Annotated in this window: 14 protein-coding genes, 1 pseudogene and 1 riboswitch; of the genes and pseudogenes, 2 read left to right on the top strand and 13 right to left on the bottom strand. The window is 44.1% G+C overall.

The features are described from left to right. Positions 1 to 145 precede the first annotated feature (145 nt). Positions 146 to 346, bottom strand: a riboswitch (cobalamin riboswitch). A gap of 14 nt (positions 347 to 360) precedes the next feature. The 7 genes from AB4Z50_RS20965 to AB4Z50_RS20995 form a co-directional block, all read right to left on the bottom strand. Continuing rightward, positions 361 to 1,026 carry an ABC transporter ATP-binding protein gene (locus AB4Z50_RS20965; RefSeq protein ID WP_441881663.1) on the bottom strand — a complete coding sequence of 222 codons (666 nt, stop codon included), beginning with the start codon at positions 1,024 to 1,026 and terminating at the stop codon, positions 361 to 363. Then, the gene (locus AB4Z50_RS20970) at positions 1,023 to 2,678 is read right to left on the bottom strand and encodes an ABC transporter permease (RefSeq protein ID WP_441881666.1); all 1,656 of its coding nucleotides are present in this window, start codon (positions 2,676 to 2,678) and stop codon (positions 1,023 to 1,025) included. The genes AB4Z50_RS20965 and AB4Z50_RS20970 overlap by 4 nt, the downstream gene beginning before the upstream one ends. 2 nt (positions 2,679 to 2,680) lie before the next feature. Next, positions 2,681 to 3,820 (bottom strand): Fe(3+) ABC transporter substrate-binding protein, encoded by a 1,140-nt coding sequence (locus tag AB4Z50_RS20975; RefSeq protein WP_441881669.1) that lies wholly within the window; start codon positions 3,818 to 3,820, stop codon positions 2,681 to 2,683. 127 nt (positions 3,821 to 3,947) lie between these two features. Beyond that, positions 3,948 to 5,363, bottom strand: coding sequence for an ATP-binding protein (locus AB4Z50_RS20980; RefSeq protein ID WP_441881672.1), 1,416 nt, complete (start codon positions 5,361 to 5,363; stop codon positions 3,948 to 3,950). Next, a complete protein-coding gene (locus AB4Z50_RS20985; RefSeq protein ID WP_441881675.1) occupies positions 5,360 to 6,037 on the bottom strand; it encodes a response regulator transcription factor in 678 nt (225 codons plus the stop codon). The genes AB4Z50_RS20980 and AB4Z50_RS20985 overlap by 4 nt, the downstream gene beginning before the upstream one ends. A 144-nt stretch (positions 6,038 to 6,181) precedes the next feature. Next, positions 6,182 to 7,624, bottom strand: a complete 1,443-nt coding sequence (locus AB4Z50_RS20990) for a DHA2 family efflux MFS transporter permease subunit (RefSeq protein WP_441881798.1) — start codon at positions 7,622 to 7,624, stop codon at positions 6,182 to 6,184. 57 nt (positions 7,625 to 7,681) lie between these two features. Then, on the bottom strand, positions 7,682 to 8,266 hold the full coding sequence (locus AB4Z50_RS20995) for a TetR/AcrR family transcriptional regulator (protein WP_441881678.1): 585 nt from the start codon (positions 8,264 to 8,266) through the stop codon (positions 7,682 to 7,684). A gap of 212 nt (positions 8,267 to 8,478) precedes the next feature. Here AB4Z50_RS20995 and AB4Z50_RS21000 point away from each other — a divergent pair, with 212 nt between their 5' ends. Then, the gene (locus AB4Z50_RS21000) at positions 8,479 to 9,468 is read left to right on the top strand and encodes an aldo/keto reductase family protein (RefSeq protein WP_441881681.1); all 990 of its coding nucleotides are present in this window, start codon (positions 8,479 to 8,481) and stop codon (positions 9,466 to 9,468) included. A gap of 14 nt (positions 9,469 to 9,482) precedes the next feature. Here the strand turns inward: AB4Z50_RS21000 and AB4Z50_RS21005 are convergent, their stop codons facing one another. The 6 genes and pseudogenes from AB4Z50_RS21005 to AB4Z50_RS21030 form a co-directional block, all read right to left on the bottom strand. Next, positions 9,483 to 10,376 (bottom strand): LysR family transcriptional regulator, encoded by an 894-nt coding sequence (locus AB4Z50_RS21005; protein WP_441881801.1) that lies wholly within the window; start codon positions 10,374 to 10,376, stop codon positions 9,483 to 9,485. Positions 10,377 to 10,554: 178 nt separating this feature from the next. Then, complete coding sequence (locus AB4Z50_RS21010) at positions 10,555 to 11,181, bottom strand: FMN-dependent NADH-azoreductase (RefSeq protein WP_441881684.1); 627 nt, start codon at positions 11,179 to 11,181, stop codon at positions 10,555 to 10,557. A gap of 159 nt (positions 11,182 to 11,340) precedes the next feature. Beyond that, positions 11,341 to 12,000, bottom strand: coding sequence for a response regulator (locus AB4Z50_RS21015; protein ID WP_441881687.1), 660 nt, complete (start codon positions 11,998 to 12,000; stop codon positions 11,341 to 11,343). 9 nt (positions 12,001 to 12,009) lie between these two features. After that, positions 12,010 to 13,662, bottom strand: a complete 1,653-nt coding sequence (locus AB4Z50_RS21020; RefSeq protein ID WP_441881690.1) for a GAF domain-containing protein — start codon at positions 13,660 to 13,662, stop codon at positions 12,010 to 12,012. A gap of 107 nt (positions 13,663 to 13,769) precedes the next feature. Then, positions 13,770 to 14,099: pseudogene (locus tag AB4Z50_RS21025) on the bottom strand (MFS transporter); the annotation flags it as partial. After that, complete coding sequence (locus AB4Z50_RS21030; RefSeq protein ID WP_441881693.1) at positions 14,069 to 14,320, bottom strand: hypothetical protein; 252 nt, start codon at positions 14,318 to 14,320, stop codon at positions 14,069 to 14,071. The pseudogene AB4Z50_RS21025 and the gene AB4Z50_RS21030, both read right to left, overlap by 31 nt. A gap of 128 nt (positions 14,321 to 14,448) precedes the next feature. On the opposite strand from AB4Z50_RS21030, the gene AB4Z50_RS21035 reads away from it, so the two are divergent. Further along, on the top strand, positions 14,449 to 15,390 hold the full coding sequence (locus AB4Z50_RS21035; protein ID WP_076266664.1) for a ribose-phosphate diphosphokinase: 942 nt from the start codon (positions 14,449 to 14,451) through the stop codon (positions 15,388 to 15,390). Positions 15,391 to 15,525 lie beyond the last annotated feature (135 nt).

Consider the following 15,525-nt stretch of genomic DNA (forward strand, 5'->3'; position numbering starts at 1 on the left):
ACACAAACCTTAACAATAAAAAAAAGACCCCCTTCTATTAGGGGATCTGCATGTCGAATGTAAGAATAGCAACCGTATATAACTAAAATATATGATGCGTCCTGCAAAACGATTACGCCTCCACATTCTTTACCCCCGAAGAATGAGAAACAAAATAAAAAAGGCAGGTTTCCTGGCTCGTGCGTCAACGCGATTCTCACACCTTCCCATCCTTGAATCGGACAGTGGCATTTGCAGAGAATCACTCTTCACATACAGTGGCGGGACCGCGCCGGCATTGAACCGGACTTCCCTATTAAGCAAACAAAAGCATGCTTTTGTTTGCACCTTCTCTATTCAATTATGCGATTATTTAATCAATCATATCGGGATTGCTGGGGTTTGTCTATACGGGATTTGAATGATTCGATCGCAAATAGCAGCTGCATCCTCTTGATCATGGGTGACGAACATACACGTAATTTGGGCTTTGTGAAGCAATCGCTTCAGCTCTTCCCGAATGCTTTGCTTTAAGTGTGAATCCAAACTACTAAATGGCTCATCCATCAACAGCATCAAGGGAGACGGGGCAAGCGCACGAGCAAAAGCAACACGCTGCTGCTGACCGCCGCTAAGCTCATGCGGATAACGCTTGACGAAATCATTTAACTGTATCAGCTCCAGCATTTCATCCAGCCGTTTGAATCTATCTTTTCTTGATAATCGATGTAAACCAAATAATATATTTTGACCGACAGTCAGATGAGGAAACAACGCATAATCCTGAAACACCATGCCTATGCCGCGCTGCTCAGGCTGAATAAACTGCTGATCATCTACTAAAACCCTGCCGCCAGCGGCAATACGTCCCGAGGCAGGAATCTCAAGCCCGGCAATAATCCGCAGCAGCGTGCTTTTCCCGCAACCGCTTTGACCAAGCACTCCAACAACTTCACCCTTCTGCATTTGCATCGTAAAGTTTTCTAATACACTCTTTTTCCCATTATCATAGCTAAAAGAAACGTTAGTCAGCTCAAAAAAGTTCATCTGGATTTCTTCTCTCCCAACCAATGATAAACAAAAACAGTTGCCATTCCCACCGTGATTATGAATAAAGACGGTACCGAAGCTTGATGAATTTGCTCATCGCTTGCATATTGATAGGCTTTTGTCGCTAGCGTCTCAAAATTAAACGGGCGCAGCAGCAGCGTCAGCGGCAGCTCCTTCATAATTTCCATAAAGGTAAGCAGGAAGCCTGCTAATATGGAGCCTTTTATTAAAGGCAAGTCAACTTTGAAGAAGGTAGCAGTCATACCGATGCCGAGCGTTCTGGAAGCTTCAGAATAACGATTGCCTATTTTATCAAATCCCGCTTCCACCGCATTAAATCCTACACCAAGGAAGCGGATTACATAGGCGAAAACAAGCATCACGAGCGACATGCTGAGCACGAGCTTGCTCGATCCAAAACCTAACCATGAATAGACGCCGCTTAATTGATGGTCTAGGGAAATAAACAAAGCAAGCACGCCAATGGACAAAACAGCACCCGGGATAGAGTAGCCCATTAAAATTAGCTTTGTTGCTGCAAGCGACAAAAGCGATCGATTCAGGCTCCGGCTTACATTGGCGACAATAACAGCAAGCAGCATTAACACGGTAATCGCAACAAGGGAAACCAAAAGCGTGTTTGAGACGAGCTGCGCAAATTTGCTGTTCAATACATCTTGATATGTCCATGTCGCCCAAACGAGGAGCTGAACTACTGGAATAGCGAACGAAAAGGCAAATATAACCGTGCTCACAAAAATAGCAGCAGCTGACCCTAAATAGGATAACTTCCTTCGTTTAAGCGGATTGAGCTTGCTTGTCGCGGAATGATACATTTTTCGCCTGCGAAGCAGTCTCTCCATAATAAACAAACCAATAATAGCGCTCATTAGGAGTGCAGATAATCTCAGGGCAGAATCAACGTCATACATACCAAACCATGTTTTGAAAATCGTTGCAGTAAACGAAGCAATGCCAAAATGTTTTGTTACTCCAAAATCATTCAATACCTCAAATGCGACGAGGCTGGCTCCGCCGATAATTGCAGCCTGCGACAAAGGCAATACGATTCGGAAAAAGATATGAAGCTGCCCTTTGCCGAGCAATCTTGCGTTTTCTATGAAAGCTGCGCTTTGCTTCTCCATAAAGGTTTTGGTCATCAAATAAATGTAAGGAAATAAAAACATTGAAAATATGAAAATAGCGCCTTTCATGGACAATATATCAAAATAAGCTTGGTTAGAGGTTACGCCGAGCGTATTTCGCATAAAAACTTGTATGCTGCCCGTATAGCTCAGCATAGAACCGTAAGTATAAGCTGCAATATATGGTGGAATAGCCAGTGGCAGCAAAAATGCAAAGTGAAAGAACTTCCGCATCGGGAAATCATAGGCTGCAACAAGCCATGCAAGCGACACGCCGATGATAACGGAGAAAAACACCGATCCTACTACAAGATATAAAGATTGAACGACAGATTCAAACAGCATATACTCTTTGATTTGCTGCCAGTTTTCATTCGGTTTGTCAAACAAACCGAAAAAAATATAAAGAGACGGAATAAAGGCCATGATGGCCCCTATTACGCTCAATATAACCCAGCCGTTCAATATTCTCTTTAAATTTCGCAAAGAGATGGAAGCCATCATTTTTATTTCCAACCTGCCTTAGCCAGAAGCTCGACTGCTTTTTTGTTATGATCGCCCAGCTTGGAGAAATCCAGCTTCTGTGTTTTAAAGTCACCCCAGCCCTTTAACAACTCAGGCTTTTCTGCAGCAGCATTTACAGGAAATTCGAAGCTTCCTTGCGTTAACAGTGTTTGCCCATCCTTGCCTGTCATGAATTCGATCAGTTTAACAGCGTTATCTTTATTCTTAGCATGCTTAGTAAGGCCTACACCGCTGATGTTAAGATGTGTGCCTGTCGTTTCTTGGTTCGGGAAGAATACGCCAATTTTCTCTGCAACCTTAACCTCTTCCGTATCCTTCGAATTCAACATTTGCCCAACGTAATAAGTGTTCATAATCGCAACATCACCTAGACCAGCAACGACCGCTTTCGCTTGGTCGCGATCTCCGCCTTCAGGATCACGAGCAAAGTTTGCTACAATCCCCTTCGCCCATTCTTCAGCCTTTTGCTCTCCATTTAGTTCGATGAATGAAGCAAGCAGCGACTGATTATAAAGACTGGCAGACGAGCGCGCCAATACTTTCCCTTTCCATGCGGCATTTGCAAGATCTTCATAGGTGGACAGCTGCTCCGGCTTTACACGATCTTTGGCATAAACGATAACGCGTGCACGGGTTGCAATGCCAACCCAATTGTTTTCGTTATCCCGCAGCTCTGCGGGTACATTACTATCAACCGTTGTGGATTGAATCGGTTGAAGCACTTCATTTTGCTTCGCATAATTTAGAACGCCGCCATCTACTGTAATGAACAGATCTGCTTCTGAGCTTTCTCCTTCTCGCTTCAAACGTTCAACGAGCTCTTCTGCTGTACCTTTAATTTCATTGACTTTAATGCCTGTTTCTTTCGTAAAGGCATCAAACAACTGGCTGTCAACATCATAGTGTCTTGCTGTAAACACGTTTACGACTTGCTCTTTGTTGTTATTCTTACTCGTATCATTACTTCCACCAGCTGCTTCAGTCGTTACTGGGCTCGCCTCTGGCGATGGCGAAGAAGCATTCGTCTTATCGTTTCCTGCATTATTCGCTCCACAACCTGCTAATACGAGCACTGTTAGCATCGTTAACAATACGACACTTACGATATAATTCTTTTTCATCTTTGTCATACCTCTCGTTCCCACTTTTAATTTGATAATGAAAATCATTACCACCAATTCAACAGTTCCTATTGTAACCTACTAAAATGAGAAAATGCTGTGAAAATAAAAAAAAGCTACCCGACATTCATTTTCGGGTAACTCGTTTAAAAACAGCTGAAACGGTGGTACCTTGATGAAGTTTACTTTCAATGAGCAAACTACCGTCATATCGTTGCACCAAACGGTTCGCAATCGCCAGCCCGAGTCCATGACCGCCGCTTGTGCCGCTCCTCGAACGGTCTGCGCGGTAAAAACGATTCATAACGAGCGGTAAGTCCTGATCAGATATGCCAACGCCAAAATCTGTGACTTGAATGACAGCATCCGTTTCTCCTAGCAAGCAGCAAAGCTCTATTCTTCGGCTTTCTCCCGAATAGTTGACTGCATTATCAAGTAAGATGAGCATAATTTGCTCCAAATGCTGCTCAGACACAAATAGATCTACGTCTGACAAATGACTCAAATCAGCATGAAAAGTGAACTCCGGATGAAGCACCTCTATATTTCTAATAAGCTGTTCCATGTTCTGCTTCGAATGGCTGCTCATCTCATTCCCGTAAGCGGGCTCTTTCTCCGCACGAGACAATGCGAGCAGCTCCTGTACAAGTCCTTTCAGCCGAGCTATTTCCTGCGACGAAGCTTGCAAAGACTCTTCCAGAACTGCAGGGTCATCCTTTCCCCAGCGCTGCAGCAGTGCGAGATGCCCTTCAATGATGGCAATTGGTGTTCTTAGCTCATGAGAAGCATCCTCTACAAATTGTTTCTGTTGCCCGAACGAGCGCTCAAGCTGATCCATCATTTCATTAAACAGCTTCATGAGCGTTGCAATTTCATCATTTTTATTTTCGTTTAGCTGAACCCTTTCTTGTAAGCCTTTCTGCTTTACGCCGGTCATGGCAACATTCATCGCTTGAAGCGGCTTAAGCAGCTGACGCGCCAGCAATCCTCCGCCGATGCCGCTTATAACAATGGCACCGACACAGCAAATTAACATAATTCGAAAAAAAGCTGAACTAAGCTTCTCAAAATCCTCGATGTTTTTCACAATTTCGATTGTTCCGTTAAACGAGAAGATCGTTAAAGGGCTCCGCATAAGCAGCAGGTTTTGGTCAAGGAACCACGACCCTTTGGCAGCTAAACTCGAAGATGGATAAGCATCTAACCACTGCTCTGTTAGATTATCAGAGACAATCATAATCGGTGCTCCATCTTCATCAAGCACGCGTATTAGCTGATTTTTACCATTTACTTTTTCAAGAAAGCTTCGTATTGAATTCAACTCCGATTGCTCGAAAGTGAACTCCTTTTCCAATAAATAGTTCAATATTTCCCGCATGTCTTCCTGTGTGTTCGTCTCTGCTTGTTTATTCATCCACTTCTCTACAAACATATATTGAACGGCATTGTATGCAGCAAATAAAAGAAATAACAGCAGCGCCGACCATAATGTCAGCTTCCACTTGATCGGTATTCGTGAGAAACTTACGCGCAAATTATTCATTTTTTCATCACATACCCAATACCGCGCAGCGTTTGAATGCAGCTCGTTCCTCCGGGGACATCAATCTTATTGCGCAAATATCTCACATATACATCAACAACATTCGTATCGACAGCCGCATCGTAACCCCATACGGTATCAAGCAGCGTTTCCCGTGAGAAGACACGGTTCGGATTTTGCATGAAAGCAAGCAGCAATCCGTATTCCCGCTTAGTCAACTCTATGATTTGTTCGCCTCTGCTAACGATTCTAGCGTCTAAATCTACAGTTAACTCACCAGAAGACAAAATAGAACGATGATCAGATGCAATCATATCCTGTCGCCTAAATACAACGCGTAGACGTGCAAGCAGCTCTTCAATCGCAAACGGTTTCGGGATATAATCGTCCGCCCCGCTGTCAAGGCCAGATACTCGGTCTGTAACGCTGTCCCTCGCTGTCAGCATAAGAATAGGTGTTGCTTTTGATTCCCGAATACGCCTGCAAACCTCAAGTCCGTCCATGCCAGGCAGCATTAGATCCAATAAAATAACATCCCATTCTTCTCGCAAGGCGCGCTCTAGACCACTATTGCCATCATAAGAAACAACTGTCTCAAACGACTCATGACGCAGTTCAAGCTCAATAAAAAGCGCTAAATTTCTTTCATCCTCAATAAGTAAAATCTTTTTCATGGATTGACCCGCCTTTAGTATTGCAAATGCTTGTCTACAGCATATTTTCAATCATTGTAATTGATAATTGTTCTCACAGTCAATCGTTCTATCAAAAAAGAGACAGTCCATGTTCCCATAGACTGTCTCTAGTATTCAAATCTATTAATGCTGTTTGCTCACATGAACCCGTTTAATGAAGAAAGCAACGATCAAACCGATAATGGCAACAATCATAGCGAAAATAAATGCGTTCTGAATTCCTGCTGTCAACGCAAGCGGAGCATTGGCCGGATCTGTAGGATCAGCCACATCCTTCATAAAGCCTGTCATTCCTGCGGTCATAATACTTACTGCAACTGCGGTACCGATAGCGCCAGCGACCTGCTGCAGTGTATTCATAATCGCCGTACCATCCGGGTACAACTCGCGTGGCAGCTGGTTTAGACCGTTTGTTTGTGCAGGCATCCATACCATCGAAATACCGATCATCAAGCATGAATGAAGGACAATAATTAATGTAATGGTTGATGCTGTCGTTATGCCTGAGAAGAACCATAGCGCAGCGGCAACGATGACAAGACCTGGAATAACAAGCCACTTAGGACCAAACTTATCGAACAGGCTGCCCATAATGGGAGACATAATTCCGTTAATAAGTCCACCTGGCAGCATAATAAGGCCAGCTGTCAGTGCACTAAGACCAAGTCCACTGATCAAATACATAGGCAGAACGAGCATAGAAGATAATATAACCATCATACAAATAAATACCATTAACGTTCCTACAACAAACATCGGATGCTTAAACGCCCGTAAATTCATCATCGGCTGCTTCATCGTCAATTGACGAACAGCGAAAATCGCAAGGGACAATATACCAACGATCATGGTCGCAATCACTTTTGTACTGCCCCAGCCGCCTTCACCTTCACCCGCACTGCTAAAGGCAAACACAATACCGCCGAACCCTAGCGTTGAGAATACGAGAGAAAAAATATCAATTTTCGGTTTTGTTATGGTAGAAACATTTTGCATATACATAATCCCGAATAATAGTGCAATGACTAGGAACGGAAGCGACAACCAGAAAATCCAGTGCCAGCTTAAGTTTTCAATCAAGAGTCCTGCAATCGTCGGGCCTACAGCAGGCGCAACCATAATAACAAGCCCAATTACACCCATTGCCGCTCCCCGCTTCTCAGCCGGGAAAATAATAAGAATTGTGTTAAACATAAGCGGCAGCAAAAGCGCCGTTCCAACTGCTTGGATAACACGCGCAGCCATAAGAACTTCAAAGCTTGGTGCGAGCGCCGCTACCAATGTTCCTAGTACGGAGAAACTAAGTGCTGCTATGAATAGCTGCCTTGTCGAGAACCATTGAAGCAGCAGCCCCGATACGGGAACCAATATGCCCAGCGTCAGCAAGTATCCCGTTGTCAACCACTGTACCGTTGGCGCCGTGATATCAAAGACGCGAATTAAATCGCTTAGTGCCACATTTAATGCCGTTTCACTAAACATTCCGATAAAGCCGCTTAATAATAATGAAATCATAATGGGGATTACTTTATATTTTTGCCCCGTATTTTGTTGCGATTCTGTCATTGTTGCTTGCAAGCCTTCCACTCTCCTATTATCTATCTAGCATTTATTCATGACTTCTCATAGAGAAGGACATTTATTAATGATATACGGCAAACATTTCGCTGCGGATAACAACGGCTGCTTGTCCCGATTCGTCAGCGTTAGAATAAGCGCACCTTCCAATAAGGAAACGGTGACGACGCCAACCTCAACTGCTCTAGTCTCTTCCATTCCAAGCTGAACCAGCCTCTCAGAAATCACGTTCTGCCATGCTGCAAATACACCTTGTCCAGCTGCTCTCAGCTTCTCGCTAATCGATGAGGTTTCGACTGCCATCCAGAAGCTAAACGGCATATAACCCGCATAATCAAACTTCTCTGCATCTTCGGCCATATCAAATACAAAAGCCTGAACGGCTTCAGCAGGGTCCTCATAATCGGCAAATTTCTTTCTCCATTTCTCAATCACAAGCTCCTTCGTGCAGTTAATGCATTCCAGCGCAAGCTCTTCTTTGCCGTTTGGGAAATAATAATAAAGAGATCCCTTCGGACAATCACTTTCTTTAATAATTTGGCTTAGTCCCGTCGCATGATAGCCCTGCGTAAAAAAAAGCCTAGCTGCCGTATCAAGTATGGCATGCCTTGTATTATGTTTTTCCGACATTGATTCACTCCTCGATTATAACGATCGGTCTATATAATAAAAACATTGATCCGCTTATCAAGTCAACCTTTTTTTATATCCAGTAACAATAGAACCATTCGTCCTTCGATCCTATTAATATATAAATCAACTTAATAATGCGTTTATTATATATTTTTAATATTAAATATAGGTTGCTATAATCAGATTTACATTGAAAGGAGGAATGAAACATGAATTATAGGAAACTAGGTAAAAGCGGCTTATTAGTAAGCGAAGTGGCTCTCGGAAACTGGATAACCCACGGTGCACAAGTGGATGACAACACCGCACAAGCATGCGTAAATGCTGCACTAAACGCTGGAATTTCAACTTTCGATACAGCTGATGCTTATTCGGAGACGAGGGCGGAATCGGTCTTAGGTCATTGTTTAAAGGGAATACGTCGTGAAAGTATTGAATTGTGCACGAAGGTTTTTCATCCAACAGGGAACGGGCATAACGATAGAGGGTTATCACGCAAGCATATTATGGAATCCTGCCACGCTTCACTTCGCAGATTACAGACGGACTATATTGATATTTATTACGCTCACCGATTTGATACGACCGTATCGCTTGAAGAGACATTTGTGGCGTTTTCCGATTTGGTTCGACAAGGAAAAGTTTTGTATATCGGCGTAAGTGAGTGGACAGCAGATCAGATAACGCAAGGATCGGCTTTGGCAAGGGAGCTGAAAGTTCCTTTTGTTGCGAGTCAACCCCAATATTCTATGCTTTGGCGGGTTATTGAAGCCGAGGTTATTCCCGCTTGCGAGCGTGAAGGAATTGGTCAGATTGTCTGGTCACCACTTGCGCAAGGTATTCTTTCCGGTAAGTATGCTCCTGACAAGCCTATACCAGAAGGCTCGCGCGCTTCTACGGCCGCTGGTTCGCCGTTTTTCAAACGTTTGGCAGGACAATGGTTGAATAAAGAAGTCCTTCAGGCAATAGAACAACTAGGGCCGATTGCACAAAAATGCAGCTTAACGCTGCCACAGCTCGCGGTAGCGTGGGTTTTGCAAAACCCGCAGGTGTCCTCCGTTATCATTGGCGCCTCAAAGCCGGAGCAGGTATTAGAAAACGTAAAAGCAGCAGGAGTTAGTCTAGATGCTGAGATCGTAGTGCAAATAAATAACATATTAAAAGACGTTGCTCAGTTTGATGCTAGTAAAACCGGTTAGAGCGTTCACACAAATCAGCTTGTCTGGTTAGCGGCTGTTTCCTCCACTACTTTTAGAAAATGAGTCAGAACCGTTTCACTCTTCTCTGTTTTCCAGGCTGCATAAAGAGGAACACGCGGTGTATCCTCATCAAATGATCGAAATACGACATCACTGCGTTGAAATACGGAAACCGAAGAGGGAACAATTGAGATGCCTATGCCTGCAGCTGCCAGATTTACAATCGTGTACATTTGAACAGCTTCCTGCACGATGCGGGGCTGAAATCCATGCTGCCTGCAAAAATCTACAATCAGGTCATGAAATGAAGCCCCCATATGATGTGGTGACAAGATAAAGGGTTCTTCCCTCAAAGAATGCAGTGAAACGGTTGGTTGATCGGCTAACGGATGCGTTTTGGGTAATACGGCAACAAGAGATTCGTTCGTGAACAGTCTAGATGTGATATGTTTTGAAGGGTCCAGCAACCGATGGAATCCAACATCAATTTCCCCATCATGCAGCGCTTTCAGTTGATCAGCAGATGTCATTTCAGATAATGTAACCTGTACATCTGGGAAACGTTCTCGATATTTCTTTAGAACATTGACCATCATACCGCCTGCTGCTGAATCCACAAATCCGATGGATAAATTGCCTATTTTCCCTTCACTTGCAAGTTTTGTCATCTTTATTGATCGTTCCAAATGAGCAACAATGTTTCTCGATTCCTCCAAAAATATCGCACCAGCAGTCGTAAGTCGAACCTGTCTCTTGGTTCGTTCCAAAAGTTTCACACCAAGCTCTTCTTCAAGAACTTGAATTTGTTGGCTTAGTGGAGGCTGAGTCATATTCAGCTTTTGGGCAGCACGGTTAAAATGCAGCTCTTCTGCTACTGCGATGAAGTAACGCAGCTTTTTCAAGTCCATAGACATCATACCTCTTCCTGTATCAGCTCTGATTTATCAACCTTTCGTCCATGCTCTCCTATCGCCATCGTACTCGATCACGTATCGCACCGCAAATTTTTATTAACGGTTTAAATTGATCCACATACAAAAAAGGCAGCCGAAATTATCCGGCTGCCTTCGCATTTAAACGGTTAATTTAGAAACGAGCAGCTGATGCTGCTGCTTCCTCAAGACCTTTTGCTACAATAGCTTCTGCTTGGTCAGGAAGTTGGTTGTGACCTTCAATGATGATGCTCTCTAGGTTAGTCACACCGTAGAAGCCCATTACTGTGCGGATAAAGTTATGTGCCATTTCAACCGAAGCTGCAGGGCCTTCGGAATAAATGCCGCCGCGAGCAGTAAGCAATACGACTTTTTTATCAGTGATCAGACCAACTGGGCCTTCAGCTGTATATTTGAACGTTTTGCCAGCTTGTGAAAGGTAGTCGATATAAGTGTGCAATACTGCAGGAACAGTGAAGTTCCAAAGCGGGAATGCAAATACCACTTTATCCGCTGCAAGAAATTGATTCATATATTTGTCCGAAACAGCTACAGCTGCTTGTTCTTCAGGTGTAAGGTCATAACCGCGAGCTGCTTTGAAGTTACCGTTAATCATATCAGCGTTCATGTAAGGCAAGTTTTCATTGAACAAATCAAGCTCAACCACTGTGTCTTCTGGATGGCTAGCTTTATAGCTGTCTAGAAAAGATTGATATAGCTTAACGCTGACTGCCTGTTCGATTCCGCGATCGTTTGCTTTAATAAATAATACTGTACTCATTGTATATTTCCCTCCAAGATGTTTGTTTACTTTTTGTAAGTACCTTAATTGTATATAGTTTTAGAGCAACAATCATCGGTAAATAGACCGAAAAATCGACATAAAAAAACCGCCAAAGGCGGAGAGCTAGTCTTACGACTATAGTCTTACGTCAGCGTGTTATTCAGGTTCTCGCATTAACTGCACCGCGTATAACGCAGCTTGCGTTCGGTCCGTTAAATCCAATTTGCTTAAAATGCTGCTCACATGCGTTTTGACTGTTTTCTCCGCTACAGTGAGCGAGTGCGCAATATCTTTGTTGCTCATTCCTTTGGTAAGCAATTGCAGCACCTCCAGCTCTCTCGGAGTCAATATTTCACTTAACTCACGAATAGGCAGCCCTTTCACCGAACTAATCTGCGGCGATACTTGAGCGAGTAACGCACTCGCTATATCCGGATGCAGCTGAATATTCCCTTTATAGGCGCTGCGAATCGCTTCTGCAAGCTGATCAGGTTCTACATCCTTCAGCATATACCCAGCAGCTCCGGATTGTAGAGCAGGCACGATATGACTGCGATCCGAGAAGCTGGTGAGCACAAGCACTTTAATATCCGGATTTTGCCTAGCGATTAAATTGCTCGCTTCGATCCCGTCCATAATCGGCATGTTCAGATCCATCAGTATGATATCAGGCTTTAGTTCAGCAGCTTTTTCYACCGCCTCCTTGCCGTTATTCGCTTCACCCACCAGCTCAAAATCAGGCTGCATGCTTAGAAAAAAAGAAATTCCCTTCAACACAATTTGATGATCATCAACGAGCAATATTTTTATCGTCAAAACAGTTCCTCATTCCTCTTCCCACATTTCCATTTCCGTTGCAATCGGTATAACAGCTGTTACCATTGTAGGTTGCCCTTTTCCGCCCGTTATCGTTAGCTCTCCGCCAAGCGTTTCTGCACGTTCCCGCATCGTTAGCATTCCCATGGTCAGTTTTCCTTTACGCTTCTCTTGCGAAAAACCGCGGCCTCGATCCAAAATTTCCAAGCAGGCGCGAGACTCTGTTTTGATGAGCCGCACATAAACGGTATTCGTATCTGCATGTTTCCTTACATTATTAAGCGCCTCTTGCCCGATTCTCCAAAGGGCTTCTTCAATCGCACGCGGAAGCTCGCGAACGCCCTCCACCTTCTCATACACGGTTAAGTCCATGCTCTTGCCATATTGCTTAAGCGCAGTAATTAGCCCATGCTCAAGACCTGCCGGCCGCAGCTGCCAAATCAGCGTTCTCATTTCCTTCAGCGCTTCCTGTGACAGCTGTCTTATTTCTTGTAATGATCGTTCCACGACAGGTTCTTTGCCTGCCAGCACCGTCTCGGCGCCCTTCGCTAGAAAGGATAAAGAGAAAACCTTTTGAATAACCGAATCATGCAAATCTCTAGCCATTCGATTTCGCTCTTCCATGCGCGCGAGCTCGCGCCGCTGCTCATATACCCGCAAATTTTCTACGCTTAATGTGAAATGATCCCCAAGCGAATACATGAAGTCCTCTAAGTAATCATCAAACTGCTTGCCTAACTGACTGCTTACAAACAGAACGCCAATCGGGCGGCTGCGAATGCGAAGCGGTATTGCGACTGCTGATGAGAACGGTGGTATCCCTATGGATGATAAGGACGAGCAGGAATTGCTGTCGCATTCGGACTGTTTGACAAGACGATTCTCATGAAACGCTTTGCTAACCATCCCGCCTTGATCGATGGCAAGCGAAAGCCACTCTTTTCGGACGTGATTGTCTGTATAATGTGCGCGAAGCGATAATTGCTCTTGTTCATACATAAATAACGATACATGCTGCCAGTTGAACGTATCGCCTATATGGCTCACCGCTTGCAGCGGCAGATGATTTATATCTTGTATGGCGTTTATTTTCTGAATAACATCACCAAGCTTCGCATAATGAATCGCATGCTGCTCCTGCACCTGATACAGGCGGATTCGCTTAATTGCCGTTCCGATCTGATAAGCGACGGCTTGCAGAAGTGCAAGCTCCTCCTCAGTAAAACGATCCTTGCCAGCTTCAGCAACATTTAACAAGCCGAATTGATCCGTTCCTGCTCTTAGCGGAACCGTCGCATGATGAGTAACACCCTCATTATCACCAAGCTTGTTCGTGATCGCATATGTAATTCTTGAGCATTCTATAATATTTACCGCTTGATCCAGCTTGTTTTGCTTAAAGCTTTCAATGCACCAGCAAACCTCGCCGCACATGACCGCCTGATTGTTTGCCGCTAAACCTTGAGGCAAATTATGTGTAGCCACGCAAAGATTTTCACTTTTATTGTCAATCATAAATATCCAGCCCGTAGTAAAACCTGTAACCTGAAGCAGCTTGGCAAGCACATCATTCAGCATTTGATCCATGTCGTTTGTGCTGTTAAGTGTCTCTGCTATCTCCTTCAATGCGACCAGCTCATAAGCTCTTTTTTCTCTGGACATGCTTCCACTTCCTTCTAAGCACACATTATACACCTTCCTGAACAGCAAAAAAAAGAGCCGATCCAAAGCAGCTTGTACTGCTTAAGCTGGATGGCAGGCTCTTTGGATTAGCTCTTTCGAAACGGCTTTTTGATCAAAAGAACATAACAGGCTACAGCACCCAGCTCTGCAATGGCTATCCAAATCCCCATAGGGAGCGCATTTGCGCTGCCTCCAAGACCTACGAGCGGTGAAATCATGCCCCCAAATGTAAAGGATAATAACCCGAGCAATGCAGATGCGCTGCCTGCAGCATAGCCATGCTTTTGCATCGCTAAGGAGAAGCCGGTCGTCGAAATAATACCAACGCTTGCTACAACAAAAAACAATGGCACAAGAATCGCAGCGAGCGGCGCGTCAATTAATATCATGATAAGCAATATTCCGCCAGCTGATGCCTAACAAGAGACGAGCTTGTAACGAAATCATCCGTTAGCTGCGGCAGCGCCGGCAAATACATGTCAAGGGACAACGGCCCAAACGCGGAGAGCGATCCAAGCAAGAGGATCAGCCAAAGCCGTTTAATTCCAGTGGATTGATTTTGAGTTTGGATTTTTTTCTGAGCAAGCAAGTAAGGCATCTCCTTCTGTGGTACTTTTTCCTCGATCCACTTTATCACCTTTCATTATTTGTTCCAATAGAAAAGTCGTTTCATCAAATATTTGTCCTCTTTTGTTTTGTTTGTTATGATTGAGCTAATAATGTCGTTTAACGTAGCATCTTGTAGCTACCATTTAGGAGGATCACATGCAAAAGATTAAAATTTTCTCCGGCACTTCGAACCAGAAGTTGGCTGAGGAGTTATGTAAAGAACTTGAGCTCCCGCTAGGCAATGTTGCAATATCAAGGCATCAAAGCGGTGAGATTCATGTTTCATACGGAGAACCTATTCGTACTTGTGACGTATTCATCGTCCAATCACTTTCCCATCCGGTTAATGAGCATTTAATCGAAACACTCGTCATGATAGACGCTGCCAAACGAGCATCAGCGAAAACCATTAATATCGTTATGCCATACTATGGTTATGCACGTCAGGAAAGAAAATCGGCACCGCGGGAGCCCATCTCCGCTAAGATGGTAGCCGATGTATTGACTACTGTTGGAGCAAACCGAATCATTACCGTCGATTTGCATGCTGATCCGATTCAAGGCTTCTTCGATATTCCAGTCGATCATTTAACGGCGCTTGATTTGATCATTGATTATTTGCGAAGCAAAAACATCAAAAATCCTGTTGTCGTATCGCCAGATGCGGGCCGTGCTACAACAGCCGAGAAACTTGCCGGCTTGCTTGACTGTCCATTTGCGATCATGATCAAAAATCGTCCCGCTCATAATCAGTCTGAAATCACGCATATCATCGGTGATGTTGAAGACATGACACCAATTATTATTGAAGACTTAATTGATACAGGCAGCACAATTGTAAACGTCGTAGAGGCGCTTAAGAAAAAAGGTGCGCATGATTCCTACATATGCGCAACACATGGACTGTTCTCAGCCAATGCGCTTGAGAAGCTGGATCATCCGAACATCCGTGAGGTCGTTATTACAGATACGATCAGTATCGGTCAAGAGCATTCGAGTAAATTTGTCGTACTGCCGATGTCCCCGCTCCTTGCAACCGCCATTAAAATCATTACCGAAGGCGGCTCGATTGCAACGTTGTTTAAATCAGGCTCATAGGCCGTCAGTAAAGCAAAATAACATATAACATCAATTATACCCCCTTGCTCTTTCGCAAGGGGGTATTTATTTTGCATGCGTATAGCTATGGTAAACCGTGGCAAAATAGGTGTATCAATCAAGACGGCAGCGAGG

Source organism: Paenibacillus sp. 2TAB26 (assembly GCF_052115145.1).
Classification (GTDB): domain Bacteria; phylum Bacillota; class Bacilli; order Paenibacillales; family Paenibacillaceae; genus Pristimantibacillus.

Excerpts from the sequence above, each read along its gene's own strand:
- AB4Z50_RS20970 (WP_441881666.1), bottom strand. The coding sequence starts at position 2,678 with ATGATGGCTTCCATCTCTTTGCGAAATTTAAAGAGAATATTGAACGGC.
- AB4Z50_RS20990 (WP_441881798.1), bottom strand. The coding sequence starts at position 7,624 with ATGACAGAATCGCAACAAAATACGGGGCAAAAATATAAAGTAATCCCC.
- AB4Z50_RS20995 (WP_441881678.1), bottom strand. The coding sequence starts at position 8,266 with ATGTCGGAAAAACATAATACAAGGCATGCCATACTTGATACGGCAGCT.
- AB4Z50_RS20985 (WP_441881675.1), bottom strand. The coding sequence starts at position 6,037 with ATGAAAAAGATTTTACTTATTGAGGATGAAAGAAATTTAGCGCTTTTT.
- AB4Z50_RS20965 (WP_441881663.1), bottom strand. The coding sequence starts at position 1,026 with ATGAACTTTTTTGAGCTGACTAACGTTTCTTTTAGCTATGATAATGGG.
- AB4Z50_RS21010 (WP_441881684.1), bottom strand. The coding sequence starts at position 11,181 with ATGAGTACAGTATTATTTATTAAAGCAAACGATCGCGGAATCGAACAG.
- AB4Z50_RS21020 (WP_441881690.1), bottom strand. The coding sequence starts at position 13,662 with ATGTCCAGAGAAAAAAGAGCTTATGAGCTGGTCGCATTGAAGGAGATA.
- AB4Z50_RS21000 (WP_441881681.1), top strand. The coding sequence starts at position 8,479 with ATGAATTATAGGAAACTAGGTAAAAGCGGCTTATTAGTAAGCGAAGTG.
- AB4Z50_RS21035 (WP_076266664.1), top strand. The coding sequence starts at position 14,449 with ATGCAAAAGATTAAAATTTTCTCCGGCACTTCGAACCAGAAGTTGGCT.
- AB4Z50_RS21005 (WP_441881801.1), bottom strand. The coding sequence starts at position 10,376 with ATGGACTTGAAAAAGCTGCGTTACTTCATCGCAGTAGCAGAAGAGCTG.
- AB4Z50_RS20980 (WP_441881672.1), bottom strand. The coding sequence starts at position 5,363 with ATGAATAATTTGCGCGTAAGTTTCTCACGAATACCGATCAAGTGGAAG.
- AB4Z50_RS20975 (WP_441881669.1), bottom strand. The coding sequence starts at position 3,820 with ATGAAAAAGAATTATATCGTAAGTGTCGTATTGTTAACGATGCTAACA.